Origin of the sequence: Enterobacter cloacae complex sp. IR5459, from assembly GCF_049238005.1 — a bacterium.
GTDB classification, from domain to species: domain Bacteria; phylum Pseudomonadota; class Gammaproteobacteria; order Enterobacterales; family Enterobacteriaceae; genus Enterobacter; species Enterobacter hormaechei_C.
On record NZ_JBMKIG010000007.1, the window covers coordinates 19,187 to 45,888 of the forward strand.

Genomic DNA, 26,702 nt, shown 5'->3' on the forward strand with positions numbered 1-26,702 from the left:
CCTCGAAGGGAGCAGGAGTAAAAACGTGATGTCTGTGTCGCTCTTGAGTAGAAACGTTGCTCGTAAGCTTCTGTTCATTCAGTTTCTGGCTGTGATAGCAAGTGGACTGCTGTTTAGCCTCAAAGACCCCTTCTGGGGCATCTCCGCCGCGTGCGGAGGTTTGGCGGTGGTTCTGCCAAACGTGTTGTTTATGATTTTTGCCTGGCGTCATCAGGCGCATACACCTGCCAAAGGCCGCGTGGCCTGGTCCTTCGCTCTCGGCGAAGTGTGTAAGGTGTTGCTGACCTTTGCTCTACTGGTGATGGCGCTGGCGGTTTTGAAAGTGGTATTCATGCCGCTGATAGCAACGTGGGTTTTGGTGCTGGTGGTACAAGTTCTGGCTCCAGCTGTAATCAATAACAAAGGGTAAAAGGCATCATGGCTTCAGAAAATATGACGCCGCAGGATTACATAGGTCACCATCTGAATAACCTTCAGCTGGACCTGCGTACATTCTCGCTGGTGGATCCACATAACCCCCCGGCCACCTTCTGGACGATCAACATCGACTCCATGTTCTTCTCGGTGGTTTTGGGTCTTCTGTTCCTGGCCATGTTCCGTAGCGTTGCTAAAAAGGCGACCAGCGGTGTTCCAGGGAAATTCCAGACGTTCATCGAGATGATCATCGGCTTCGTCCATGGCAGCGTGAAAGACATGTACCATGGTAAGAGCAAACTGATTGCTCCGCTGGCCCTGACCGTGTTCGTTTGGGTCTTCCTGATGAACCTGATGGACCTCCTGCCTATCGATTTCTTACCTTGGATCGGTGAGCACGTACTCGGCCTGCCTGCACTGCGCGTGGTTCCGTCTGCCGACGTGAACATCACCCTGTCGATGGCGCTGGGCGTATTTATCCTCATTCTGTTCTACAGCATCAAAATGAAAGGCGTAAGCGGCTTTGTGAAAGAGCTTACCTTGCAGCCGTTCAACCACTGGGCGTTTATTCCGGTCAACCTGATCCTGGAAGGCGTTAGCCTGCTGTCCAAACCTGTTTCACTGGGTCTGCGACTGTTCGGCAACATGTATGCGGGTGAGCTGATTTTCATTCTGATCGCGGGTCTTCTGCCGTGGTGGTCACAGTGGATTCTGAATGTGCCATGGGCCATTTTCCACATCCTGATCATTACGCTGCAAGCCTTTATCTTCATGGTTCTGACGATCGTCTATCTGTCGATGGCGTCTGAAGAGCACTGATTTTTTACCAACACTACTACGTTTTAATTGAAACAAACTGGAGACTGTCATGGAAAACCTGAATATGGATCTGCTGTACATGGCTGCCGCTGTGATGATGGGTCTGGCGGCTATCGGTGCTGCGATCGGTATCGGCATCCTCGGGGGCAAATTCCTGGAAGGCGCAGCGCGTCAACCTGATCTGATTCCTCTGCTGCGTACTCAGTTCTTTATCGTTATGGGTCTGGTGGATGCAATCCCAATGATCGCTGTAGGTCTGGGTCTGTACGTGATGTTTGCTGTCGCGTAGTAGTTGTTTTAAAACCCCAAGCCACAGAAATTTAAGAGGTATTGTGCTGTGAACATGAACGCAACAATCCTCGGCCAGGCCATCGCGTTTATTCTCTTTGTCTGGTTCTGCATGAAGTATGTATGGCCGCCTTTAATGGCTGCCATCGAAAAACGTCAGAAAGAAATTGCTGACGGTCTGGCTTCCGCAGAACGCGCTAAGAAAGATTTGGACCTTGCACAGGCCAACGCGACAGACCAGCTGAAAAAAGCGAAAGCTGAAGCTCAGGTAATCATTGAACAGGCTAACAAACGCCGTTCTCAGATCCTGGACGAAGCCAAAGCTGAAGCAGAACAGGAACGTACTAAGATCGTGACACAGGCTCAGGCTGAAATTGAAGCTGAGCGTAAACGTGCTCGTGAAGAACTGCGTAAGCAGGTTGCGATTCTGGCTGTTGCTGGCGCCGAGAAGATCATCGAACGTTCCGTGGATGAAGCTGCTAACAGCGACATCGTGGACAAACTTGTCGCTGAACTGTAAGGAGGGAGGGGCTGATGTCTGAATTTGTTACGGTAGCTCGCCCCTACGCCAAAGCAGCTTTTGACTTTGCTGTCGAACACCAAAATGTCGATCGCTGGCAGAATATGCTGGCGTTTGCCGCTGAGGTGACGAAAAACGAACAAATGGCCGAGTTGCTTTCTGGTGCGTTAGCGCCTGAAACCCTCGCCGCGTCGTTTATCGCCGTGTGCGGAGAGCAACTGGATGCCAACGGCCAGAACCTGATTAAGGTGATGGCGGAAAATGGTCGTCTCCGTGTGCTCCCGGATGTTCTCGAGCAGTTTGAGCACTTACGTGCCCTTAGTGAAGCTACCGCTGAAGTTGAAGTAACTTCCGCGACTGAACTGAGTGACGAACAGCTTGCGAAAATCACCGCCGCGATGGAAAAACGTCTGTCACGCAAAGTTAAGCTGAATTGCAAAATCGATAAGTCTGTAATGGCAGGCGTAATCATCCGCTCGGGTGATATGGTCATTGATGGCAGCGTACGCGGCCGTCTTGAGCGCCTTGCAGACGTCTTGCAGTCTTAAGGGGACTGGAGCATGCAACTGAATTCCACCGAAATCAGCGAACTGATCAAGCAGCGCATTGCTCAGTTCAATGTTGTGAGTGAAGCTCACAACGAAGGTACTATTGTTTCTGTAAGTGACGGTGTTATCCGCATCCACGGCCTGGCCGATTGTATGCAGGGTGAGATGATTTCCCTGCCGGGTAACCGTTACGCTATCGCACTGAACCTGGAGCGCGACTCCGTAGGTGCCGTTGTGATGGGTCCATACGCTGACCTCGCCGAAGGCATGAAGGTTAAGTGTACTGGCCGTATTCTTGAAGTGCCGGTTGGCCGTGGCCTGCTGGGTCGCGTTGTTAACACCCTGGGTGCGCCAATCGACGGTAAAGGTCCGGTTGAGCACGATGGCTTCTCACCAATCGAAGTTATCGCACCAGGCGTTATCGACCGTCAGTCAGTTGATCAGCCAGTACAGACGGGTTATAAGTCCGTTGATGCCATGATCCCAATCGGTCGTGGTCAGCGTGAACTGATCATCGGTGACCGTCAGACCGGTAAAACCGCGATGGCAATCGACGCCATCATCAATCAGCGTGACTCCGGCATCAAATGTGTGTACGTGGCTATCGGCCAGAAAGCGTCCACCATTTCCAACGTGGTTCGTAAACTGGAAGAGCACGGCGCACTGTCTAACACCATCGTTGTGGTAGCAACCGCGTCTGAATCTGCTGCACTGCAATACCTGGCACCATACGCCGGTTGCGCAATGGGCGAATACTTCCGTGACCGCGGTGAAGATGCGCTGATCGTATACGATGACCTGTCTAAACAGGCTGTTGCTTATCGTCAGGTTTCCCTGCTGCTCCGTCGTCCACCAGGACGTGAAGCATTCCCGGGCGACGTATTCTACCTCCACTCTCGTCTGCTGGAGCGTGCTTCCCGCGTTAACGCGGAATACGTCGAGAACTTCACCAAAGGTGAAGTGAAGGGTAAAACAGGTTCTCTGACCGCTCTGCCGATCATTGAAACCCAGGCGGGTGACGTTTCTGCGTTCGTTCCGACCAACGTAATCTCCATTACCGATGGTCAGATCTTCCTGGAAACCAACCTGTTTAACTCCGGTATTCGTCCGGCGGTTAACCCGGGTATCTCCGTATCCCGTGTGGGTGGTGCTGCTCAGACCAAGATCATCAAGAAACTGTCCGGTGGTATCCGTACCGCGCTGGCACAGTATCGTGAACTGGCTGCGTTCTCTCAGTTCGCATCCGATCTGGACGAAGCAACCCGTAAACAGCTGAGCCACGGTCAGAAAGTGACCGAGCTGCTGAAGCAGAAACAGTACGCGCCAATGTCTGTTGCTCAGCAGGGCCTGGTACTGTTCGCGGCTGAACGCGGTTACCTCGAAGATGTGGAACTGGCGAAAATCGGTAGCTTCGAAGCCGCTCTGCTGGCTTACGTCGACCGTGATCACGCTCCGCTGATGCAAGAGATCAACCAGACCGGTGGCTATAACGACGAAATCGAAGGCAAGCTGAAAGCTATCCTCGATTCCTTCAAAGCAACCCAATCCTGGTAATCGTCCGGCGGCTTGTCTCAGGACAAGCCGTCTGGCATTGAGGAGAAGCTCATGGCCGGCGCAAAAGAGATACGTAGTAAGATCGCAAGCGTCCAGAACACGCAAAAGATCACTAAAGCGATGGAGATGGTCGCCGCTTCCAAAATGCGTAAATCGCAGGATCGCATGGCGGCCAGCCGTCCTTATGCAGAGACCATGCGCAAAGTGATTGGTCACCTTGCAAACGGTAATCTGGAATATAAGCACCCTTACCTGGAAGAACGCGACGTTAAGCGCGTGGGCTACCTGGTGGTGTCGACTGACCGTGGTCTGTGTGGCGGCTTGAACATTAACCTGTTCAAAAAACTGCTGGCGGATATGAAAGGCTGGTCCGATAAAGGCGTTCAGTGCGATCTGGCACTGATTGGCTCTAAAGGCGTCTCTTTCTTTAACTCCGTTGGTGGCAACATTGTCGCTCAGGTGACCGGTATGGGTGATAACCCGTCCCTGTCCGAACTGATCGGCCCGGTTAAAGTGATGTTGCAGGCCTACGATGAAGGCCGTCTGGACAGACTGTACGTTGTCAGCAACAAATTTATTAACACCATGTCTCAGGTGCCTACGCTCACTCAGATGCTGCCGTTACCGGCATCAAAAGATGACGAGCTGAAACAGAAAGCCTGGGATTACCTGTATGAACCCGATCCGAAACCGCTGCTGGATACCCTGCTGCGTCGTTACGTTGAATCTCAGGTTTATCAGGGCGTTGTAGAAAACCTGGCCAGCGAGCAGGCCGCACGAATGGTGGCGATGAAAGCCGCGACCGATAATGGCGGCAGCCTGATTAAAGAGCTGCAGTTGGTTTACAACAAAGCTCGTCAGGCCAGCATTACTCAGGAACTCACCGAGATCGTCTCGGGGGCCGCCGCGGTTTAACCAGGTTTACGAATTACGTAGAGGATTCAAGATGGCTACTGGAAAGATTGTCCAGGTAATCGGCGCCGTGGTGGACGTCGAGTTCCCTCAGGACGCCGTACCACGCGTGTACGACGCGCTTGAGGTACAGAATGGTAACGAGAGCCTGGTGCTGGAAGTTCAGCAGCAGCTCGGCGGCGGTATCGTGCGTACCATCGCCATGGGTTCTTCCGACGGTCTGCGTCGTGGTCTGGAAGTAAAAGACCTTGAGCACCCGATCGAAGTCCCGGTAGGTAAAGCAACACTGGGTCGTATCATGAACGTATTGGGTCAACCAATCGACATGAAAGGCGACATCGGTGAAGAAGAGCGTTGGGCTATCCACCGCGCGGCACCTTCCTACGAAGAGCTGTCCAGCTCTCAGGAACTGCTGGAAACCGGCATCAAAGTTATCGACCTGATGTGCCCGTTCGCGAAGGGCGGTAAAGTTGGTCTGTTCGGTGGTGCGGGTGTAGGTAAAACCGTAAACATGATGGAGCTGATCCGTAACATCGCGATCGAGCACTCCGGTTACTCCGTGTTTGCGGGTGTTGGTGAACGTACTCGTGAGGGTAACGACTTCTACCATGAAATGACCGACTCCAACGTTCTGGATAAAGTATCCCTGGTTTACGGCCAGATGAACGAGCCACCAGGAAACCGTCTGCGCGTTGCGCTGACTGGCCTGACGATGGCTGAGAAGTTCCGTGACGAAGGCCGTGACGTTCTGCTGTTCGTTGATAACATCTACCGTTACACCCTGGCCGGTACTGAAGTATCTGCACTGCTGGGTCGTATGCCTTCAGCGGTAGGTTATCAGCCTACGCTTGCGGAAGAGATGGGTGTTCTTCAGGAACGTATCACCTCTACCAAAACTGGTTCTATCACCTCCGTTCAGGCGGTATACGTACCTGCGGATGACTTGACTGACCCATCTCCAGCCACCACCTTTGCTCACTTAGATGCAACCGTGGTACTGAGCCGTCAGATCGCGTCTCTGGGTATCTACCCGGCCGTTGACCCGCTGGACTCCACCAGCCGTCAGCTGGATCCACTGGTTGTTGGCCAGGAGCACTACGACACCGCGCGTGGCGTACAGTCCCTGCTGCAACGTTATCAGGAACTGAAAGACATCATCGCCATCCTGGGTATGGATGAACTGTCTGAAGAAGACAAACTGGTGGTAGCACGTGCGCGTAAGATCCAGCGCTTCCTGTCCCAGCCGTTCTTCGTTGCGGAAGTATTCACCGGTTCTCCAGGTAAATACGTTTCCCTGAAAGACACCATCCGTGGCTTTAAAGGCATCATGGAAGGCGAATACGATCACCTGCCAGAGCAGGCGTTCTACATGGTTGGTTCCATCGAAGAAGCCGTGGAAAAAGCCAAAAAACTTTAACGCCTTAATCGGAGGGTGATATGGCAATGACTTACCACCTGGACGTCGTCAGCGCAGAGCAACAAATGTTCTCTGGTCTGGTCGAGAAAATCCAGGTAACGGGTAGTGAAGGTGAACTGGGTATTTTCCCGGGTCACGCACCGCTGCTCACCGCCATTAAGCCTGGTATGATCCGCATCGTTAAACAGTTCGGTCATGAAGAGTTTATCTATCTGTCCGGCGGCATTCTTGAAGTGCAGCCAGGCAGTGTGACCGTTCTGGCCGATACCGCTATTCGTGGCCAGGATCTCGACGAAGCGCGAGCCCTGGAATCGAAGCGTAAGGCTGAAGAGCACATTAACAGCTCTCATGGTGACGTGGATTACGCTCAGGCGTCTGCGGAGCTGGCCAAAGCGATCGCGAAACTGCGCGTTATCGAGTTGACCAAAAAAGCGATGTAACACCGGCTTGAAAAGCACAAAAGCCAGTCTGGATCCCAGGCTGGCTTTTTTTTTCGGCCTTAATTCATGATGAAAAAGATGTAGAATTTTAAGCATCAAACGTTTTTACTTCTCACACAAACTACCGTCAGGATGCGTATGTTAAACAGTGCGATGAGCGTGGTGATCCTTGCCGCAGGCAAAGGTACCCGCATGTATTCCGATCTGCCTAAAGTGCTCCACACGCTGGCAGGAAAGCCAATGGTTCAGCATGTTATTGATGCAGCGAATGAATTAGGCGCCAGCCAGGTGCATCTGGTTTATGGACATGGCGGCGATCTGCTGAAAAAAACGCTGCGTGACGACAATCTCAACTGGGTGCTTCAGGCAGAACAGCTGGGTACGGGTCATGCAATGCAGCAGGCTGCACCCTTCTTCGCTGATGATGAAGATATCCTGATGCTCTACGGCGACGTCCCGCTGATCTCCGTTGAAACCCTTACTCGCCTGCGTGAAGCCAAACCGCAGGGTGGCATCGGTTTGTTGACCGTCGTGCTGGACGATCCAACCGGCTATGGCCGCATTACGCGTGAAAACGGCAACGTGACAGGGATTGTTGAGCATAAAGATGCCACTGACGAACAGCGCCAGATTCAGGAGATCAACACCGGCATCCTGATTGCGAACGGTGCGGATATGAAGCGCTGGCTGTCCAGACTCAACAATAACAACGCGCAGGGTGAATACTACATCACCGACATCATTGCGATGGCTTACCAGGAAGGGCGTGAGATTGCTGCCGTTCATCCGGCGCGTATCAGCGAAACGGACGGGGTAAACAACCGTCTCCAGCTTTCCCGTCTTGAGCGTATTTACCAGTCCGAGCAGGCAGAAAAGCTGTTGCTCGCGGGCGTTATGCTGCGCGATCCGGCGCGTTTCGATCTGCGTGGCACGCTGACCCACGGGCGCGACGTTGAAATAGATACTAACGTTATCCTGGAAGGTAACGTCACGCTGGGCAACCGCGTCAAAATCGGCACCGGCTGTGTGATTAAAAACAGCGCGATCGGTGACGACTGCGAAATCAGCCCGTACAGCGTGGTGGAAGATGCCCATCTTGAGGCGGCCTGTACGATTGGCCCATTTGCGCGTCTGCGCCCGGGCGCTGAGCTGCTGGAAGGTGCTCACGTAGGTAACTTCGTGGAAATGAAAAAAGCGCGTCTGGGTAAGGGCTCTAAAGCGGGTCATCTGACCTATCTGGGCGATGCGGAAATTGGCGACAACGTAAACATTGGTGCAGGGACGATTACCTGTAACTATGACGGCGCCAATAAGTTTAAAACCATCATTGGTGATGACGTGTTTGTAGGCTCCGATACCCAGCTGGTGGCGCCTGTTACCGTGGGCAAAGGCGTGACCATTGCCGCCGGGACAACCGTTACGCGCGATGTGGCCGAGAACGAGCTGGTGTTAAGCCGCGTTCCGCAGGTCAGCAAGCAGGGCTGGAAACGCCCGGTGAAGCAGAAGTAACGGATTTATACCCCTCACCCTAACCCTCTCCCCACAGGGGAGAGGGGATTGTTCGGTGCGGTGTTTTTCTCCCTCGCCCCTTTGGGGAGAGGGCCGGGGTGAGGGGATAACATAATCCTCCCCCCACAAGCAGTACCCATAAAAATAACCCCACTCTCTACAAGGCTCGGGGCGCCCGGAAAGGGCAAATACAGGTCAGCGACAACGCATGGCATAACGCCATAATCAGGAAATATAACTATGTGTGGAATTGTTGGCGCAGTTGCGCAGCGTGATATTGCTGAAATCCTTCTCGAAGGTTTACGTCGTCTGGAATACCGTGGTTACGACTCAGCCGGGCTGGCTGTCGTTGATGCAGAAGGTCATATGACCCGTCTGCGCCGTCTCGGTAAAGTGCAGATGCTGGCCCAGGCTGCGGAAGAACATCCGCTGCACGGTGGCACCGGTATTGCGCATACCCGCTGGGCGACCCACGGTGAGCCATCTGAAGGCAACGCACACCCGCATGTGTCTGAACACATCGTGGTCGTGCATAACGGCATTATCGAAAACCACGAACCGCTGCGTGAAGAACTGAAAGCGCGCGGCTATACCTTCGTCTCTGAAACCGACACCGAAGTGATTGCTCACCTGGTGCACTGGGAGCTGGCAAAGGGCGGTACACTGCGTGATGCGGTGCTGCGCGCTATCCCTCAGCTACGTGGTGCTTACGGTACGGTGATCATGGATTCCCGCGACCCGTCCACGCTGCTGGCCGCGCGTTCCGGTAGTCCGATGGTGATTGGTCTGGGCATGGGTGAAAACTTTATCGCTTCCGACCAGCTGGCGCTGCTGCCGGTTACCCGTCGCTTTATCTTCCTCGAAGAGGGAGACATTGCCGAGGTGACACGTCGCAGCGTGACCGTATTCGACACGAAAGGCGAGCAGGTTAAGCGTCAGGAGATCGAATCAAACCTGCAATACGACGCGGGCGACAAAGGCGCTTACCGTCACTACATGCAGAAAGAGATCTACGAACAGCCAAACGCCATTAAAAACACCCTGACTGGTCGCATCAGCCATGGTGAAGTGGATCTGAGCGAGCTGGGCGCCAATGCCAACGAACTGCTGAGCAAAGTCGAGCACATTCAGATCGTGGCCTGCGGTACCTCTTACAACTCCGGTATGGTCTCGCGCTACTGGTTTGAATCCCTGGCGGGTGTGCCGTGTGATGTGGAAATCGCCTCTGAGTTCCGCTATCGCAAATCTGCGGTGCGTCGTAACAGCCTGATGATCACCCTTTCTCAGTCTGGCGAAACGGCCGATACCCTGGCGGCGCTGCGTCTGTCTAAAGAACTGGGTTACCTCGGCTCGCTGGCCATTTGTAACGTGCCGGGCTCTTCGCTGGTACGTGAATCCGATCTGGCGCTGATGACCAAAGCGGGTACCGAAATCGGCGTGGCTTCCACCAAAGCGTTTACTACTCAGCTGACCGTTCTGCTGATGCTGGTGGCGAAACTGGCGCGTCTGAAAGGCCAGGATGCTTCCGTTGAGCATGATATCGTTCACGGTCTCCAGGCGCTGCCAAGCCGTATTGAACAGATGCTCTCTCAGGACAAACGCATTGAAGCCCTGGCGGAGGATTTCTCCGACAAGCATCACGCTCTGTTCCTGGGGCGCGGCGATCAGTATCCGATCGCGCTGGAAGGGGCGCTGAAGCTCAAAGAGATCTCTTATATTCACGCTGAAGCCTATGCGGCAGGCGAGCTGAAGCATGGCCCGCTGGCGCTGATCGATGCGGATATGCCAGTTATCGTGGTGGCACCTAACAACGAACTGCTGGAAAAACTGAAATCTAACATCGAAGAAGTGCGCGCCCGTGGTGGTGTTCTGTACGTCTTTGCGGATAAAGATGCCGGTTTCGCCAGCAGCGACAACATGCACATCATCGAGATGCCGCATGTGGAAGAGGTGATTGCGCCGATCTTCTACACCGTACCGCTGCAACTGCTGGCTTATCACGTCGCGCTGATCAAGGGCACCGACGTAGACCAGCCACGTAACCTGGCGAAGTCCGTCACCGTAGAATAATCTCCAGCCTACCCGAGGCTGCCAGTATTCTGGCAGCCTCATAGCCCTCCCCTCAGCGATTATTTCTTTTTATCGCAACCTGTTTCTTTTTTCATTTTTTCTTACATTTTTGCTCTATCTGCTCATTTCACCTATGTCTGCTTAAAAAAGAATCTGATTTAGCTATGACAAAGAAAAGATATTGATAAATTCTTAAAAAAATAGAGAAGAGATATCAATAGCATTTTTTAATTATGTTTTGTTCTTATTTTTAAGGGTTTTTTTATTTTTAATTTTTATTGTTCCATTTTAAAGATATTTCATGTGGGAAAACATATTTGTCATAGAGCAGGAATGAACTGTACTATCGCCACGCTTTAAAGGATGGTGTGTTTTATTTGAATGTATAAATGAGACGCATACAAATAATGTAAATTATGGAGAGTTTCATGAAATTAAACGTTATAGCCACTTCACTGGTTTTATCTTCCGTCCTGTTTTCAGGTGCGACATTAGCGGCTGACGGTACTGTTCATTTCCGTGGCGAGGTGATTGATTCTACTTGTACAGTCACGACTGATACCAGTAATCAGACTGTTAATATTGGTCGTGTATCGGTAAAAACCTTCGCGGGTATTGATTCCACCGCGTCTGTTAAAGATTTCCACATCCGTCTGGAAGGCTGCCCGGCAACCTATACTCAGGCGGCGGTACGCTTTGACGGGACGGAAGATAAAGATACCATCGGTAAAGGTTATCTTTCAATCGGTACGCCGGTGAACGAAGACGGTACGGACGGTGAGTTCACTGGCAGCGGCGACGCCATTGCGGCGACGGGCGTGGCGATAAAACTGTTCAACCTGAGCGATGATACCGCGATCCCTTTGTATAACAATTCTAAATACGTTGCCATTGCAGATGGTAAAGCGGATATGGGATTCAAGGCGAAATTCGTCCAGACTCTGGCAACAGTGACGCCGGGTACTGCGAATGCTGACTCTCAGTTTACTATTGAATACCTGAAATAATCAGCGGTTATGGATTCGGAGCCTGTTAAGAACTTATTTACAGGCTCCTTTATATATAAGGACATTGGATTATGCCAGGGCGTATAGTGAATGTATTATTAGCGTGTTGTCTTACGGGTATTTCTACAATGGCATCGGCAGGTGTGGTTATCGGTGGCACACGAGTGGTTTATTCGAGTGATAAATCCGACGCAACCATTACTGTCAAAAATAACGAAGCGGCTATCCCTTATCTTATTCAAACATGGGTTGACCCCTTCAGTAATACAGGAACCGCGAAAAAACCACCGTTTACCGTCATTCCACCGGTATCTCGTCTGGAGGCTGGGCAGGAAAAAATTCTGCGCATTATGAAAACCGAGGGCAATTTACCGCAGGATCGGGAGTCGGTGTTCTGGCTGAACATCAAAAATATTCCCCCGGCGAGCAATAAGCCGAACGCGATGGAAATCGCCATTAAGACACGTATCAAGCTGATCTGGCGTCCGGCCTCGTTGAACATTACCCCGGAGCGCGCCGCCACGCAGGTGAAGTGGCACAGAGAAAATCGGCAGCTGGTAGTTGAAAATCCCACGCCGCTAAATATCAACGTTATGAATGTGACAGTGGACGGCAAAGATGTGCCGCTCAATATCGTCCATCCCTTTGAAACCCTGCGTTTACCCTTACCGGAAGGCGTGAATGGCCATGCGCTGGTTTGGCGGTATGTGAATGATTTCGGTGCGATTAGTCAGGATTTAAAAGCAGCGCTTTAAGCAAAGGATGGTTTATTTATGGAGTGTTACCGTATTTTCATCGCGCTTGCTTCCGGGATGGTGCTTGGTTTATCCGGCGAGGTGGCCGCGAGGGATATGTTTAACCCTGCGCTGCTTGAAATCGATCATCCGGTGGACGTGGATATCCACCAGTTTAATCGCGCGAACAGTCTGCCTGCCGGGAACTATAAGGTAAGCATCTATGTAAACGGCGAATATGTTGACCGCCGGGAGGTGACCTTTGTCGAAGATACTGCCACCAGCAACCTGCATCCTTGCTTCTCAGACATCAAAACCGTGCTCGCTGAGCTTGGGGTCAAAGTGGCGGCTATCAAGGCCCTTAACGACATAGATGACAAAGCCTGTCTGGACCCCGCGCCGCTCGTTCCTGGCTCAGCCTGGACGTTTGATACGGATAAACTCCAGCTTAACGTCACGTTGCCGCAAATCTATATTGATGTATCGGCGCGCGGCTATATTAATCCCTCACGCTGGGATGAGGGCATCAATGCGCTGATGGTGAACTACGATTTTTCCGGCTCCAGCACGGTGCATTCGAACGAGGATGATAACAACGATTTTTATTATCTGAACCTGCGCAACGGTGCCAACCTGGGGGCATGGCGTTTACGTAACTACAGTACGCTAAACGTGACCGATGGCGAGTCTTCGTATCATTCGATCAATACCTATTTACAGCGCGATATCGCCGCGTTACGCAGCCAAATTATGCTGGGGGATACATGGACCGCAAGCGACGTGTTTGACAGCACGCAACTGCGAGGGATGCGTCTCTACACGGATGATGACATGCTGCCTTCGAGCCTGACGGGGTTTGCGCCAGTGGTTCGCGGCGTGGCGAAAAGCAATGCAACCGTGATTGTGCGGCAAAACGGTTACATCATTTACCAGTCTGCCGTACCGCAGGGAGCGTTTGCGCTCAAGGATTTAAACACCACCAATTCGGGTGGCGATCTGGATGTTACCATCAAAGAAGAGGATGGCAGCGAGCAACATTTTACCCAGCCTTACGCCTCACTGGCGATCCTGAAGCGTGAAGACCAAACCGATGTCGATATCAGCGCGGGTGAACTGCGCGATCAAAACGATTTTCAGCCGACCGTTTTTCAGGCGCAGGTGTTACACGGTTTTCCTGCGGGTATTACCCTCTACGGGGGCGTGCAGGGAACCAGCGATTACACCTCCGCCGCGCTTGGCGTGGGGAAAGATATGGGTTCGCTGGGCGCCCTTTCGCTGGACGTAACGCATGCCCGCTCGCGGTTTGAGGACGATGACGAAAGCGGGCAATCTTACCGTTTTCTCTATTCCAAACGTTTTGATGAAACGAACACAACGTTTCGGCTGGTGGGCTACCGCTACTCCACAGAGGGCTACTACACCCTGAACGAATGGGCGTCCCGGCAGAATAACGAGAGCGACTTCTGGACGACAGGTAACCGCCGTAGCCGTCTGGAGGGAACATGGACGCAGACCTTTGGCGACGGGATGGGAAATATTTATCTTACCCTTAGCCGCCAGCAGTACTGGAGGACGGATGAAGTCGAGCGGCTGGTGCAGCTGGGCTACAGCAATAGCTGGCGCGCTATTTCCTGGAACGTCTCCTGGAACTACACCGATTCACTCACCTCGGCCCAAAATAGCACCGACACTGACGTCAGCGACAGTCAGGGCAGCGAACAGATTTTTATGCTCTCCCTCTCCATACCGTTGTCAGGCTGGCTGCATGACAGCTACGTCAACTATGGGTACACCCAAAACAACCACGGAAAAGGGATGCACCAGGTGGGGCTGAGCGGTAACGCGCTGGATGCGCACAACCTCTCCTGGAACGTTCAGCAGTCTTACGATGCGGATAACGAAGATTACAACAACAGCGCAGGGGTGGGCTATGACGGCACCTATGGTTCGGTAAACGCCAGTTACGACTATACCCAGGACAACCAGCGCCTCAACTATGGAATGAAGGGCGGGATTCTGGCCCACAGCGATGGCATAACTTTCTCTCAGGAACTGGGGGAAACCGTCGCGCTGGTTAAAGCCCCGGGAGCTTCCGGCCTGGCGCTGGAGAATGGTACGGGTAAGGCGACGGACTGGCGCGGCTATACGGTACAGACGCAGCTCAACGCCTACGATGAAAACAGAGTGGAGATCGACAGCGATTACTTTGCGAAGGCCAACGTCGAAATCGACAACAGTATCCTCAGCGTTATCCCGACGCGCGGCGCGGTGGTACGGGCGGAGTTTGTCACTCACGTGGGCTATCGCGTCCTGTTCAATGTGCGGCAGAAGAGTGGCAAACCGGTGCCGTTTGGCGCCATGGCCTCGGCTGATTTACCCCACGGCAGCGTAACCGGCATTGTGGGCGAAAATGGCGAGCTTTATCTGTCCGGCATGCCGGAAGAGGGGGCGTTTGTCCTGAAGTGGGGCGCAGATAACACGATGACCTGCCCGGTTAACTACCACTTTACCCCGCCAGAAGGCGTCGAACTGATACAAATATCGGCAGTATGCCAATAGGGAAATAAGATGAAATTCAGGACACCTCTGTTTTTAAGCGCGTTGATAATATTTATGACGCCAGTATGCAAAGCGTACACCACGGGCGACGGGATTTGTCACTCCGAAGGTGGCGCTTATATCTATAACCTTAATCTGAACGGGCAGTCGATCCCGGCGGATAAAAATAAAGCAGGTACAGAGATCAGGGATCTGGAAACGCTCAGTTCATCTGCGAGTTACAAAGCGCAATGCAACTGTCTTACGCATTACTCTACGGGCTTTCGCCAAATCTACTACACCGCACGATCGTCGTTAAGTGAAGATGTGGTAAAGAACGGGTATACCTATTTTACCCTTAATAACAACCTCAGCATCGCCACGTCGATACTTGTGCTCGGCAGAGATTATATACCGGTACCTTTCAGCGCAGAACCAAACGTAATGTCTCATAGCTCCTATTGTTATGCGCCTGGTGAGGAAGGGAGCGAACCAACACTCAATACCGGTTCAAAAATAAAAATATCATTCTTAATTAACAAGCCGTTTATTGGCCGGGTGAGTGTGCCAGGTACGATAGTCGCCGATCTTTATGGCGGGCTGGATGCGGCCTCCTCGACCTCCAGCACCGAAAAAATGGCAGAGATCAAAATCGCTGGCGATATCGTCGTGCCGCAAAACTGCGAGATAGCGCCCGGGCAGACGCTTGAGATAGATTTTGGCAAAATCCCGGCCCCGGAATTTTCCGCTACCAAAGGCACCGCCGTGACGAGTCACAAGGTAAAAAAGACGATTCAGGTACAGTGCACAGGCATGCTGGATGAGAATATTGTCTACTCCACTTTCCATGGAGACCCTGTCGACGCCGATGCCACGATGATGAAAGTCAACGGCAATGATGATGTAGGCATTGTGGTATACGACAAGTGGGATCGTCAGGTCAGCGTCAACGGCGGCAGGATGGACATGGATAGGGGAGAAAACAATAACGGCGCCGAAAACAATTCGCTTACCTTTTCCGCTGCGCCTGCAAGCGCAACGGGGGCGCAGCCAAAACCTGGAACGTTTGAAGCGTACGCAACGGTCACGCTGGAAATTGAACATTAATCACCCAACGGCTGTTTATGACAGCCGTTGTCATTTTTCCTCTTTTGCACCAGGCTTATCCCTTTCTATATGACAACTCTATGATGCTCCCCTGAACAAATAATCATTAATATCAGTGGCTTATTTTACACACTCTCATTGTCATAAAACTGTCATATTTCGTACATTTATCTGTCACCTGTTTGTCCTATTTTGCTCATCGTAGCCACTTAAACAATGATTTACGAAATCCTTGCAGGAGACATTATGAAAGTTATGCGTACCACTGTCGCAACTGTTGTCGCCGCGACCTTATCGATGAGCGCTTTCTCTGCCTTCGCAGCAGCAAGCCTGACTGGCGCTGGTGCAACCTTCCCTGCGCCGGTGTATGCCAAATGGGCGGATACCTACCAGAAAGAGACCGGTAACAAGGTCAACTATCAGGGTATCGGCTCCTCCGGTGGCGTAAAACAAATTACCGCGAATACCGTTGATTTCGGCGCATCCGACGCTCCGCTGTCTGATGAGAAACTGAATCAGGAAGGCCTGTTCCAGTTCCCGACCGTGATTGGCGGCGTTGTGCTGGCTGTTAACATCCCTGGCCTGAAATCAGGCGAGCTGGTGCTGGACGGCAAAACCCTGGGTGACATCTACCTGGGCAAAATCAAAAAATGGGATGACGAAGCCATCACTAAGCTGAACCCAGGCGTTAAGCTGCCTTCGCAGAATATCGCGGTGGTTCGTCGTGCTGACGGCTCTGGTACCTCTTTCGTGTTCACCAGCTACCTGGCGAAAGTGAACGAAGAGTGGAAATCTAAAGTCGGTTCCGGCTCTACCGTTAACTGGCCAACCGGTCTGGGCGGTAAAGGCAACGACGGTATCGCAGCCTTCGTACAGCGTCTGCCTGGCTCTATCGGCTACGTAGAGTACGCCTACGCTAAGCAGAACAATCTGGCCTACACCAAACTGGTTTCTGCCGACGGCAAACCGGTTAGCCCGACCGAAGAGAACTTCGCCAACGCCGCCAAAGGCGCTGACTGGAGCAAATCCTTCGCTCAGGACCTGACTAACCAGAAAGGTGAAGACGCGTGGCCAATCACCTCTACCACCTTCATTCTGGTTCACAAAGAGCAGAAGAAACCAGAGCAGGGCGCAGAAGTGCTGAAGTTCTTCGACTGGGCATACAAAAACGGCGGCAAACAGGCTAATGACCTGGATTACGCCAGCCTGCCAGACAGCGTGGTTGAGCAGATTCGTGCTGCATGGAAAACCAACGTGAAAGACAGCAGCGGTAAAGCGCTGTACTAACAGGATATTTTTAACGAAGATGGCGGGTGGCGCGCAGCGATCCCGCCCTACGGTTTACTCTGTAGGCCCGGTAAGCGTCAGCGCCACCGGGCATATTCGTAAGACGTCTCATAAAGAAGAGTAATTTATGGCTGCAACCAAGCCTGCATTTAACCCTCCGGGTAAAAAAGGTGACATGATTTTCAGCGCGCTGGTGAAACTGGCTGCGCTGATTGTGCTATTGCTGCTGGGCGGCATTATCGTGTCCCTGATTTTCTCCTCCTGGCCGAGCATTCAAAAATTTGGTTTCGCCTTCCTGTGGACCAAAGAGTGGGATGCGCCGAACGATATTTACGGTGCGCTGGTGCCGATTTACGGCACGCTGGTGACCTCTTTTATCGCCCTGCTAATTGCGGTTCCGGTGAGCTTCGGTATTGCCTTGTTCCTGACGGAACTGGCGCCAGGCTGGCTGCGGCGTCCGCTGGGTATCGCCATTGAACTGCTGGCGGCCATCCCAAGTATCGTTTACGGCATGTGGGGCCTGTTTATTTTTGCTCCGCTGTTTGCAACGTACTTCCAGGAGCCGGTCGGTAACGTGCTTTCTGCCGTTCCGTTTGTGGGGGCGCTGTTCTCCGGCCCGGCATTCGGTATCGGCATTCTGGCGGCGGGTGTGATCCTCGCCATCATGATTATTCCGTACATTGCGGCGGTCATGCGCGATGTCTTCGAACAAACCCCGGTGATGATGAAAGAGTCCGCCTACGGCATCGGCTGCACCACCTGGGAAGTTATCTGGCGCATCGTCCTTCCGTTCACCAAAAATGGGGTGATTGGCGGCATTATGCTGGGCTTAGGTCGCGCGCTCGGTGAAACCATGGCGGTCACCTTTATCATCGGCAACACCTACCAGCTCGACAGCGCTTCGCTCTATATGCCGGGGAACAGTATTACTTCTGCGCTGGCGAACGAATTTGCCGAAGCGGAATCCGGGCTGCACGTCGCGGCGCTGATGGAACTGGGCCTGATCCTGTTTGTTATCACCTTTATTGTGCTGGCTATCTCCAAGCTGATGATTATGCGTCTGGCTAAAAACGAGGGGGCACGCTAATGGCAACTCTCGATATGCAAAATACCGCTCAGCTTGCGGAATCCCGTCGCAAAATGCAGTCAAAGCGCCGGATTAAAAACCGCATTGCGCTGACGCTTTCCATGGCCACGATGGCGTTCGGCCTGTTCTGGCTGATCTGGATCCTGATGTCAACCATCACCCGCGGCATCGATGGAATGTCCCTGGCGCTGTTCACGGAAATGACGCCGCCGCCGAACACGGCGGGCGGTGGTCTGGCAAACGCCCTGGCGGGTAGCGGCCTGCTGATCCTGTGGGCGACCGTTTTCGGTACACCGTTGGGCATCATGGCGGGTATCTATCTGGCGGAGTATGGGCGCAAGTCCTGGATCGCTGAAGTCATCCGCTTTATTAACGACATTCTGCTTTCTGCCCCGTCGATTGTCGTGGGTCTGTTTGTTTACACCATCGTGGTGGCGCAAATGGAACACTTCTCCGGCTGGGCGGGTGTGATTGCGCTGGCGCTGTTGCAGGTGCCTATCGTTATTCGTACTACTGAAAACATGCTGAAACTGGTGCCGGACAGCCTGCGTGAAGCGGCTTACGCGCTGGGCACGCCGAAATGGAAAATGATTTCGGCGATCACCCTGAAAGCATCCGTCTCGGGGATCATGACCGGTATCCTGCTGGCTATCGCCCGTATCGCCGGTGAAACCGCACCGCTGCTGTTTACCGCCCTCTCCAACCAGTTCTGGAGCACGGACATGATGCAGCCGATCGCCAACCTGCCGGTGACGATCTTTAAATTTGCGATGAGCCCATTCGCGGAATGGCAGCAGCTGGCCTGGGCCGGGGTGCTGATCATCACCCTTTGCGTACTGTTGCTGAACATTCTGGCGCGCGTCATTTTCGCGAAGAAGAAACACGGTTAAATTTTTACGGCGCGGCAGCTCGCGGCGCCGAATGAGGAAATGAGTCAATGAGTATGGTTGATACTGCCCCGGGTAAGATTCAGGTTCGTGATTTGAACTTCTACTACGGCAAATTCCATGCCCTGAAGAATATCAATCTGGATATCGCGAAGAACCAGGTAACGGCATTCATCGGTCCGTCCGGCTGTGGTAAATCCACGCTGCTGCGCACCTTTAACAAAATGTATTCGCTCTATCCGGAGCAGCGCGCAGAAGGTGAAATTCTGCTGGACGGTGACAACATCCTGACCAATACCCAGGATATCGCCCTGCTGCGTGCGAAAGTGGGGATGGTATTCCAGAAACCCACGCCGTTCCCGATGTCGATCTATGACAACATCGCCTTTGGTGTGCGTCTGTTTGAGAAGCTCTCCCGTGCGGATATGGACGAGCGCGTGCAGTGGGCATTGACCAAGGCCGCATTATGGAACGAAACCAAAGATAAACTTCACCAGAGTGGGTACTCTCTCTCCGGTGGTCAGCAGCAGCGTCTGTGCATTGCGCGCGGTATCGCCATTCGCCCGGAAGTCTTGCTGCTGGATGAGCCGTGCTCAGCCCTGGACCCGATCTCAACCGGGCGTATCGAAGAGCTGATCACCGAGCTGAAGCAGGATTACACCGTGGTGATCGTGACCCACAACATGCAGCAGGCTGCACGTTGTTCTGACCACACGGCGTTTATGTACCTGGGCGAGTTGATTGAGTTCAGCGATACGGATGCGCTTTTCACCCGTCCGGCGAAGAAACAAACCGAAGATTATATTACTGGCCGCTACGGTTGATTTGCCTTAGTGCATGTGGAGAAACCATGGACAACCTCAATCTTAATAAACACATTTCCGGCCAGTTTAACGCAGAGCTGGAAAGCATTCGCACCCAGGTGATGACCATGGGCGGCATGGTCGAGCAGCAGCTTTCTGATGCGATCACGGCGATGCACAACCAGGACAGCGAGCTGGCGAAGCGCGTTATTGAAGGCGACCACAACGTCAATATGATGGAAGTCGCCATCGACGAAGCCTGCGTGCGCATCATTGCGAAGCGTCAGCCGACGGCGAGCGACCTGCGTCTGGTGATGGCGATCATCAAAACCATCGCCGAGCTGGAGCGTATCGGTGACGTGGCGGATAAAATCTGCCGCACCGCGCTGGAGAAATTCTCCCAGCAGCACCAGCCGCTGCTGGTGAGTCTGGAGTCTCTCGGTCGCCACACCGTGCAGATGCTGCACGACGTGCTGGACGCTTTCGCGCGCATGGATCTGGACGAAGCGGTCCGTATCTACCGTGAAGACAAGAAAGTTGACCAGGAATACGAAGGCATAGTGCGTCAGCTGATGACCTACATGATGGAAGATTCCCGTACCATTCCAAGCGTACTCACCGCGCTGTTCTGCGCGCGCTCAATCGAGCGTATCGGTGACCGCTGCCAGAACATTTGCGAATACATCTTCTACTTCGTGAAGGGGCAGGATTTCCGACACGTGGGCGGCGACGAGCTGGACAAGCTGCTGGCGGGCAAAGATCCGAAAGAGTGATTTTTACCCTCACCCTAACCCTCTCCCACAGGGAGAGGGGACCATTCGGTTTTCTCCCTCTCCCTGTGGGAGAGGGCCGGGGTGAGGGGAAAACTCAGCGAGTAATATCCCACCCGCGCGCCTTCCACAACGCTGGCAGTTGCGCCAGATCGGTAAAGGTCGTCACTTTTGGATGATCGATCGGCTTGTTGTGCGGATCGGCGCAGAAGTAAAACACCTCCATCCCCGCATCAATCCCCGACTGCGCGCCCGCAGACGAGTCATCCACCAGGATGCAGTTCTCCACGTTGACGTTCATCGCCTTCGCCGCGTGGAACATCAATGCCGGATCCGGCTTCCAGCGCTGGATATCGTAGCCACTGAACAGTTTTTCCGGGAAGTGGTGCAACATGTTCAGCTTGCCGAGCGAGTGCTGCATTTTGCTGACCGGGCCGTTAGAGACCACGCAGATCGGCACCGTCATCGCATCCAGCAGCGTGTTAGCGCCAGCGATAACTTCCAGCTCGGCGTCGAAGAGGCGTGCGACCTCGGCGCGGTACACCGGTTCCAGATCCGCTTTCGCCAGATCCACCCCGTGCTCTTCGTTAATGATGTCGATGATCTCGTACAGCTTCACGCCCTTAAAGCGTTTAAACACCTCTTCGAGATCGAGCGTAATACCAAATTCCTGGAACATGGCGACATACGCGCGGGAACAAATGACCTCACTGTCGACCAGCGTACCGTCACAGTCGAAAAATACCGCTTCAATTCCGGACATGCCTTTCCCTTTTAACAAGTTTAACGTTTTCGTACGGCAGTTCACCGGGACGCAATCGTTGCCGTATAAGCAAAATCAATGAAAAAAGTATCCCGTAACCGCCACTATTGTCGCATTTTGGTATAGGATAGCGACGAATTTTCCCTCCTTGTTCGGAAATTGATGATGAGTCAACAACACACTACCCAGACGTCTGGTCAGGGGCTGCTTGAGCGCGTGTTCAAACTGCGCGAGCACGGCACAACGGCACGCACCGAAGTGATCGCCGGTTTTACTACCTTCCTGACGATGGTCTATATCGTTTTCGTTAACCCGCAAATTCTGGGCGTGGCTGGCATGGACACCAGCGCCGTCTTTGTAACCACCTGTCTGATCGCGGCGCTTGGCAGCATCCTGATGGGCGTTTTCGCTAATCTGCCCGTGGCGCTGGCCCCGGCAATGGGTCTGAATGCGTTCTTTGCGTTCGTGGTGGTTCAGGCGATGGGCCTGCCGTGGCAGGTTGGGATGGGCGCTATTTTCTGGGGCGCGGTCGGCCTGCTGCTGCTGACCATCTTCCGCGTGCGCTACTGGATGATTGCGAACATTCCCGTGAGCCTGCGCGTGGGCATCACCAGCGGTATCGGTCTGTTCATCGGCATGATGGGGCTGAAAAACGCTGGCGTTATCGTGGCGAACCCGGAAACGCTGGTGAGCATTGGTAACCTGACCTCTCACAGCGTGCTGCTGGGCGTGCTGGGCTTCTTTATCATCGCGATCCTGGCATCGCGCAACATCCATGCTGCGGTGCTGGTCTCTATCATTGTGACCACGCTGCTGGGCTGGATGCTGGGTGACGTGCATTACAACGGTATCGTCTCTGCGCCACCGAGCGTCTCTACCGTGATTGGCCACGTTGATCTGGCGGGCTCGCTGAACCTGGGACTGGCCGGGGTGATTTTCTCCTTCATGCTGGTCAACCTGTTTGACTCCTCCGGTACGCTGATTGGCGTGACCGACAAAGCGGGTCTGGCGGATGAAAAAGGCAAATTCCCGCGCATGAAGCAGGCGCTGTATGTGGATAGCATCTCTTCCGTTGCTGGCTCTTTCATCGGTACCTCGTCTGTTACCGCTTACATTGAATCCTCTTCCGGTGTGTCCGTGGGCGGTCGTACTGGCCTGACGGCGGTAGTTGTGGGTCTGCTGTTCCTGCTAGTGATCTTCCTCTCTCCGCTGGCGGGGATGGTGCCACCATACGCGGCAGCTGGCGCGCTGATTTACGTCGGCGTGCTGATGACCTCAAGCCTGGCGCGCGTGAAGTGGGAAGATTTGACGGAAGCCGTTCCGGCGTTTATTACCGCGGTGATGATGCCATTCAGCTTCTCGATCACCGAAGGTATCGCGCTGGGCTTTATCTCTTACTGCGTGATGAAGATCGGTACCGGCCGCTTCCGCGAACTCAGCCCGTGCGTGATTATTGTTGCGCTGCTGTTTGTGTTGAAGATTGTGTTTATTGATTCACACTAAGATGCTGGTGGTGTCAGGTGGCGCTTCGCTTACCTGACCTACGGGCAAAGTTCCCTCTCCCTGTGGGAGAGGGTTAGGGCGAAGGCTTACGCCTTCACCCGCTTAATATAATCCCCAAACGCGGTCAGCTGGCCAGAGAGATGGTCACGCGTACTCTGATCCACCACTTCACCCGTCTGCGGGTCGACCTTGTTCTGAATCACGCCGCCCATAAATTCCGGCTTGTTCATCACCATCGCATCCAGGAACACCAGGATCTGACGCAGGTGATACTGGCAGCGCGCGCCGCCAATGGCGCCCATTGAGCTGGTCTGGATCAGCACAGGTTTACCAGACAGCGGCTGCTCCGGTAAACGGGACAGCCAGTCAATGGCGTTCTTCAGACCACCCGGCACCGAGTAGTTATACTCAGGCGTCACAATCACCACGCCGTCAGCCTGACGGATCTGCTCGGCTATCGCTTCCACGCTTTGCGGGAACCCTTCTTCCTGCTGAACGTCAGCATCATAAAGCGGGATGTCGCCAATGGACGGCAGGGCACTGATCTCCATTCCCGCAGGCGCCAGCTGCGGCAGCGTACGGGCAACCATCCCGTTAAAAGAACCTTTGCGCAGGCTTCCCAGTAACGTAACAACTTTCAACGTATCAGACATGATTACTCCTGTTTCATCATGATGACCCTGGACGGATCAGCTATGGGTGTATGCTTTTTCTGCCGGTAAACTGGTTAATCGCATCAGGCGCGCGGCGGGCTCGTTGGCGCGCTCAGGGACATCCGGAAGACTACGCCAACCGCGAATACTGTCAAATTCCCAGATTTTCAGCCGTTCGATGGCGGGGCTCACCGCAACGGACCAGATCAGTACGTCCTCAGCGTCGCTGAGCGCCTCTACCAGCGAGGCTTTTGTCGCGCGCAGGCGTCCGGAGCCGGGGAGCAGCTGCAACAGGCTGGCGTCGTCTGACGCCGCGCCGTTCAGTTTGCGGATGCTCTGGCGAAGGGTGATGAGCTGCGCTCTGGCTTCAACAGGGTCGTTCTGGTTACGTATCCACAGCTTTTCATTGCTGGAGAGCGGGTATTCATCGAGCGCGTTAGCACCATGGAAGCTACGCGTGACGCGTTGCAGCTCCATATCCAGGCCACAATCACCTTCAGTCGTCAGCGCGACGCCAACAATGTTGCCGGTGTACGCAATGGAAAAATGGGGGAGTGCCGGGTCCGCAAAAACCGGGCGACCTTCTGGCTGGGTGAGTATGTCCGGTAGTTCGCTAGTGCCGTAGAGCATAAAAAGCAGTTCTGCGAGGAGCGCTCTGGAAGCTAAAAACCGCGTCCTGCGGTGTTCAGGTAGTTTGAGCGCCTCACTGTGACAGGCTGAAGAAAGTCTGGCCGATACGAGATGCCCTTCCGTTAATGTTCCTCGTGCAAAGTGCGTAGCCATTTTTCGCTCCTTGATAATGGTCGTAGTCGGTTAAACGGTTACATGATTATCGCTTAACTTAGCTTCTGTTTTAATCAGTAAATGGAAATAAGAGAAGCCTGAGCACCGAACTTTACATTATCTTAGGCAAAAACCTGATCTGGTGCGGTATACAGCGCTTTAATCGTCTCACGCAGCCAGAGGATTTTCGAATTATGGCTGTTCCGTTTATGCCAGATCAGCGTGAAGGGTACGGTGAGCTTTTCTGCCTGCGCCTCATCGATGGGAATGGGCAGACAGACCAGATTACGCTGGTGGAGTTGGTTGTAGTGATGGCAGTAGTGCGGCGCAGTGGCTATGTAGTTGTGATCCGGCTGGGCCGCCATAAACATCGACTGTTCAAAACCGGGCAAACTCATGGCGATGTTACGCTCCCGGCCCATCTCCCTTAGCACCTCGTCGAGCGCCCAGGTGTCACTGCGTTCCCAGAAGATGCTGATATGCGGGTAGCGCAGAAACGTCTCCAGATCCCACGCTTCCTGGAGCGCGGGATGATCCTCGCGCAAATACACGCACGGACGGTCACTGAACAGGATTTCGTAGTCGATAAACCACGGCATCAGCTTTAGCAGTTCGCGCGAGCGAGGGTGCGTTTCACGCCCGGTGAAGCCCAGATCCACTTCTCCGCGCGTAATGGCGTCCAGCGAATCGTAATCCCATTGCCGCAGTTTCACCGTCGCCTGTGGGTAGCGCTCGTTCACCTGCTCCAGCAGGGTATTAAAGCGGATCAGCATCAGCGGTGTTTCGGCGGCGAGCACAAACTTAAGCCCGCCTGGAGAGCTATGGTGGAATTTATCGAGGATCTGGTTGCCAATCTGCATCCAGTCGGCCAAATCCTGTTCCAGACTCACCGTCAGCGGCGTGGGCAGTAGCCCTAAAGGCGTTTTCACAAACAGCGGATCGTCGAACCAGTCGCGCAGCTTCGCCAGCGATTTACTCACCGCGGACGGCGTCACGTTCATCCGCTTCGCGGCTTTGGTGACGCTGCGCTCCTGCAACAAAAGTTGCAGGCAAAGTAAAAGATTAAGATCGAGACTGCTGATGGGCTTCTTCATAGTGCGCCGCGGGCTGGATGACCATAAGTAAGGTAATGCAGAGTATGCTACAGCCAATCAGAACCCCGATCAGCATATTCAGCGCGTTAAGGCCGATCACCGCCGCCAGCCAAATCCATAGCGAAGAACCGCAGACCTGCGCAATGCCCAGCACCGAGCTGGCCACGCCTGCCCGCAGCGAGAAGGGGCCAAGCGCCTGACTCATCGCCACACCAAAGCCGACGGAGAATCCGGCGCAGATCAAAGTAATGCCCACCAGCATTACAGCGTGTGAGGTGGCGGTCGCCAGGATCACGCCTGCGGCGAGAAACAGCGTCTGTGAGGTGAGCATCAGCGTGCGCTGGCGGAAGATGTTGAGCGCAAAGGGCGTTGAGAATGAAACCGCCATGCTCACCATCGCGGTTAGCGCCATCACCGTTGAATACTCACCGCGATCGAAGCCCATCGTCTCCATCAGCAACACCGGGGAAACGTTTACATAGGTGAGGATCACCGCCACGCTAAGCGTGGTGATTGCCAGCCGACTCAGGAAAAAGCGATTCACCAGCTTTTCAGCCGGATGGAGGGTTGCGGTGTGATATGGCTGTTGCGAACCGGGATGGGTCTCTTTCAGCACCGTCACGGACAGGATAAAGACGATGGCGCCCATGGCTGCCATGGTCCAGAAAAGACTCTGCCACGGAAATTTAAGCATAATCAGGTAGCCTACAACCGGTGCCAGCACCGGGATGATGCAGGTAATGCCGTTCAGCATCGACAGCACCTTGGCGCGGCGCTGGGCGCTCAAGGTATCGCGCAGAATGGCAAAGGCCACCACGTAACAGCCGCCTGCGCCAATGCCCTGGATAAAACGTCCTGACAGGAACATTGTGCTTTCCTGAGCCACTGAACAGAGTACTGATGCCAGCGCAAAGATAACTGCACCCGTAATCGCGACGGGCTGGCGGCCTGCTTTATCCGCGATTTTCCCGGCAAATACCATCGACGACGCCATTCCCGCGAGGTAGGCCGAAAACGCGATGTGCAGTTGCGCCTCGCTGGCACCCAGATCGCGGGCAATATGCGGTAGCCCCACCAGATACATATCAATGCCGGACGGATAAAGCAGAACTAATGCGAAACTACAAAACAGAAAACGCGCCATAAACCCCCCATAGATGCAGGCATGCAGGATAGGGGGTGAAAGGGGATTAGG

General features: G+C 53.7%; 26 protein-coding genes. 21 read left to right on the plus strand and 5 right to left on the minus strand.

The genetic code is table 11. From position 1 onward, the window contains the following. Window positions 1-28 precede the first annotated feature (28 nt). From atpI to phoU, 20 genes are all read left to right on the plus strand, one after another. On the plus strand, window positions 29-409 hold the full coding sequence (atpI, locus tag ACOTX4_RS15315; RefSeq protein WP_003862375.1) for a F0F1 ATP synthase subunit I: 381 nt from the start codon (window positions 29-31) through the stop codon (window positions 407-409). A gap of 8 nt (window positions 410-417) precedes the next feature. Further along, a complete protein-coding gene (gene atpB / locus ACOTX4_RS15320) occupies window positions 418-1,233 on the plus strand; it encodes a F0F1 ATP synthase subunit A (RefSeq protein ID WP_003862373.1) in 816 nt (271 codons plus the stop codon). A 49-nt stretch (window positions 1,234-1,282) separates the two neighbouring features. Beyond that, entirely contained in the window at window positions 1,283-1,522 is a 240-nt protein-coding gene (gene atpE, locus ACOTX4_RS15325) for a F0F1 ATP synthase subunit C (protein ID WP_000429386.1), read from the plus strand. 48 nt (window positions 1,523-1,570) lie between these two features. Beyond that, window positions 1,571-2,041 (plus strand): F0F1 ATP synthase subunit B, encoded by a 471-nt coding sequence (atpF, locus tag ACOTX4_RS15330; protein WP_003862370.1) that lies wholly within the window; start codon window positions 1,571-1,573, stop codon window positions 2,039-2,041. Between the two features lie 14 nt (window positions 2,042-2,055). Further along, window positions 2,056-2,589 carry a F0F1 ATP synthase subunit delta gene (atpH, locus tag ACOTX4_RS15335; protein ID WP_003862369.1) on the plus strand — a complete coding sequence of 178 codons (534 nt, stop codon included), beginning with the start codon at window positions 2,056-2,058 and terminating at the stop codon, window positions 2,587-2,589. A 12-nt stretch (window positions 2,590-2,601) separates the two neighbouring features. After that, window positions 2,602-4,143, plus strand: coding sequence for a F0F1 ATP synthase subunit alpha (atpA, locus tag ACOTX4_RS15340; RefSeq protein ID WP_003862367.1), 1,542 nt, complete (start codon window positions 2,602-2,604; stop codon window positions 4,141-4,143). A 51-nt stretch (window positions 4,144-4,194) separates the two neighbouring features. After that, window positions 4,195-5,058 (plus strand): F0F1 ATP synthase subunit gamma, encoded by an 864-nt coding sequence (gene atpG, locus ACOTX4_RS15345; RefSeq protein ID WP_063937986.1) that lies wholly within the window; start codon window positions 4,195-4,197, stop codon window positions 5,056-5,058. A 31-nt stretch (window positions 5,059-5,089) separates the two neighbouring features. Next, entirely contained in the window at window positions 5,090-6,472 is a 1,383-nt protein-coding gene (gene atpD / locus ACOTX4_RS15350; protein WP_003862362.1) for a F0F1 ATP synthase subunit beta, read from the plus strand. A 20-nt stretch (window positions 6,473-6,492) separates the two neighbouring features. After that, a complete protein-coding gene (locus ACOTX4_RS15355; protein WP_003862360.1) occupies window positions 6,493-6,912 on the plus strand; it encodes a F0F1 ATP synthase subunit epsilon in 420 nt (139 codons plus the stop codon). A 138-nt stretch (window positions 6,913-7,050) separates the two neighbouring features. Then, window positions 7,051-8,421 (plus strand): bifunctional UDP-N-acetylglucosamine diphosphorylase/glucosamine-1-phosphate N-acetyltransferase GlmU, encoded by a 1,371-nt coding sequence (glmU, locus tag ACOTX4_RS15360; protein ID WP_023315069.1) that lies wholly within the window; start codon window positions 7,051-7,053, stop codon window positions 8,419-8,421. Between the two features lie 240 nt (window positions 8,422-8,661). Further along, window positions 8,662-10,491 carry a glutamine--fructose-6-phosphate transaminase (isomerizing) gene (gene glmS / locus ACOTX4_RS15365; protein ID WP_023323908.1) on the plus strand — a complete coding sequence of 610 codons (1,830 nt, stop codon included), beginning with the start codon at window positions 8,662-8,664 and terminating at the stop codon, window positions 10,489-10,491. Between the two features lie 428 nt (window positions 10,492-10,919). Continuing rightward, complete coding sequence (locus tag ACOTX4_RS15370) at window positions 10,920-11,498, plus strand: chaperone-usher fimbrial major subunit (protein WP_003861165.1); 579 nt, start codon at window positions 10,920-10,922, stop codon at window positions 11,496-11,498. Window positions 11,499-11,569: 71 nt separating this feature from the next. Then, a complete protein-coding gene (locus ACOTX4_RS15375; RefSeq protein ID WP_022652100.1) occupies window positions 11,570-12,253 on the plus strand; it encodes a fimbrial chaperone in 684 nt (227 codons plus the stop codon). Window positions 12,254-12,271: 18 nt separating this feature from the next. Then, window positions 12,272-14,791, plus strand: a complete 2,520-nt coding sequence (locus ACOTX4_RS15380; protein WP_063937983.1) for a fimbria/pilus outer membrane usher protein — start codon at window positions 12,272-12,274, stop codon at window positions 14,789-14,791. A 9-nt stretch (window positions 14,792-14,800) separates the two neighbouring features. Then, complete coding sequence (gene stgD / locus ACOTX4_RS15385; RefSeq protein ID WP_022652103.1) at window positions 14,801-15,877, plus strand: fimbrial protein StgD; 1,077 nt, start codon at window positions 14,801-14,803, stop codon at window positions 15,875-15,877. Window positions 15,878-16,123: 246 nt separating this feature from the next. Then, a complete protein-coding gene (pstS, locus tag ACOTX4_RS15390; RefSeq protein WP_022652104.1) occupies window positions 16,124-17,164 on the plus strand; it encodes a phosphate ABC transporter substrate-binding protein PstS in 1,041 nt (346 codons plus the stop codon). Window positions 17,165-17,291: 127 nt separating this feature from the next. After that, complete coding sequence (gene pstC / locus ACOTX4_RS15395; RefSeq protein ID WP_003861158.1) at window positions 17,292-18,251, plus strand: phosphate ABC transporter permease PstC; 960 nt, start codon at window positions 17,292-17,294, stop codon at window positions 18,249-18,251. Next, the gene (gene pstA / locus ACOTX4_RS15400; RefSeq protein WP_003861156.1) at window positions 18,251-19,141 is read left to right on the plus strand and encodes a phosphate ABC transporter permease PstA; all 891 of its coding nucleotides are present in this window, start codon (window positions 18,251-18,253) and stop codon (window positions 19,139-19,141) included. The genes pstC and pstA overlap by 1 nt, the downstream gene beginning before the upstream one ends. A gap of 47 nt (window positions 19,142-19,188) precedes the next feature. Continuing rightward, window positions 19,189-19,962 carry a phosphate ABC transporter ATP-binding protein PstB gene (gene pstB / locus ACOTX4_RS15405; protein ID WP_003861154.1) on the plus strand — a complete coding sequence of 258 codons (774 nt, stop codon included), beginning with the start codon at window positions 19,189-19,191 and terminating at the stop codon, window positions 19,960-19,962. Between the two features lie 26 nt (window positions 19,963-19,988). After that, window positions 19,989-20,714: a phosphate signaling complex protein PhoU gene (gene phoU / locus ACOTX4_RS15410; protein WP_003861153.1), complete on the plus strand. Its 726-nt coding sequence runs from the start codon at window positions 19,989-19,991 to the stop codon at window positions 20,712-20,714. A 94-nt stretch (window positions 20,715-20,808) separates the two neighbouring features. On the opposite strand, the gene yieH is transcribed toward phoU, so the two are convergent. Then, entirely contained in the window at window positions 20,809-21,474 is a 666-nt protein-coding gene (gene yieH, locus ACOTX4_RS15415; protein ID WP_003861151.1) for a 6-phosphogluconate phosphatase, read from the minus strand. A gap of 165 nt (window positions 21,475-21,639) precedes the next feature. Between yieH and adeP the strand changes: the two genes are divergently transcribed. Beyond that, on the plus strand, window positions 21,640-22,977 hold the full coding sequence (gene adeP / locus ACOTX4_RS15420; RefSeq protein WP_003861149.1) for an adenine permease AdeP: 1,338 nt from the start codon (window positions 21,640-21,642) through the stop codon (window positions 22,975-22,977). Between the two features lie 86 nt (window positions 22,978-23,063). Here adeP and ACOTX4_RS15425 read toward each other — a convergent pair whose 3' ends face one another. The 4 genes from ACOTX4_RS15425 to ACOTX4_RS15440 all read right to left on the minus strand — a co-directional run bounded on the left by ACOTX4_RS15425 (window position 23,064) and on the right by ACOTX4_RS15440 (window position 26,651). After that, the gene (locus ACOTX4_RS15425; protein ID WP_003861147.1) at window positions 23,064-23,630 is read right to left on the minus strand and encodes an NADPH-dependent FMN reductase; all 567 of its coding nucleotides are present in this window, start codon (window positions 23,628-23,630) and stop codon (window positions 23,064-23,066) included. 36 nt (window positions 23,631-23,666) lie between these two features. Continuing rightward, window positions 23,667-24,413, minus strand: coding sequence for a 4'-phosphopantetheinyl transferase family protein (locus tag ACOTX4_RS15430; protein WP_003861145.1), 747 nt, complete (start codon window positions 24,411-24,413; stop codon window positions 23,667-23,669). Between the two features lie 122 nt (window positions 24,414-24,535). After that, window positions 24,536-25,507, minus strand: coding sequence for an HTH-type transcriptional regulator YidZ (gene yidZ / locus ACOTX4_RS15435; protein WP_045332999.1), 972 nt, complete (start codon window positions 25,505-25,507; stop codon window positions 24,536-24,538). Continuing rightward, window positions 25,476-26,651, minus strand: a complete 1,176-nt coding sequence (locus tag ACOTX4_RS15440; RefSeq protein ID WP_003861141.1) for an MFS transporter — start codon at window positions 26,649-26,651, stop codon at window positions 25,476-25,478. The genes yidZ and ACOTX4_RS15440 overlap by 32 nt, the downstream gene beginning before the upstream one ends. Window positions 26,652-26,702: the final 51 nt, after the last annotated feature.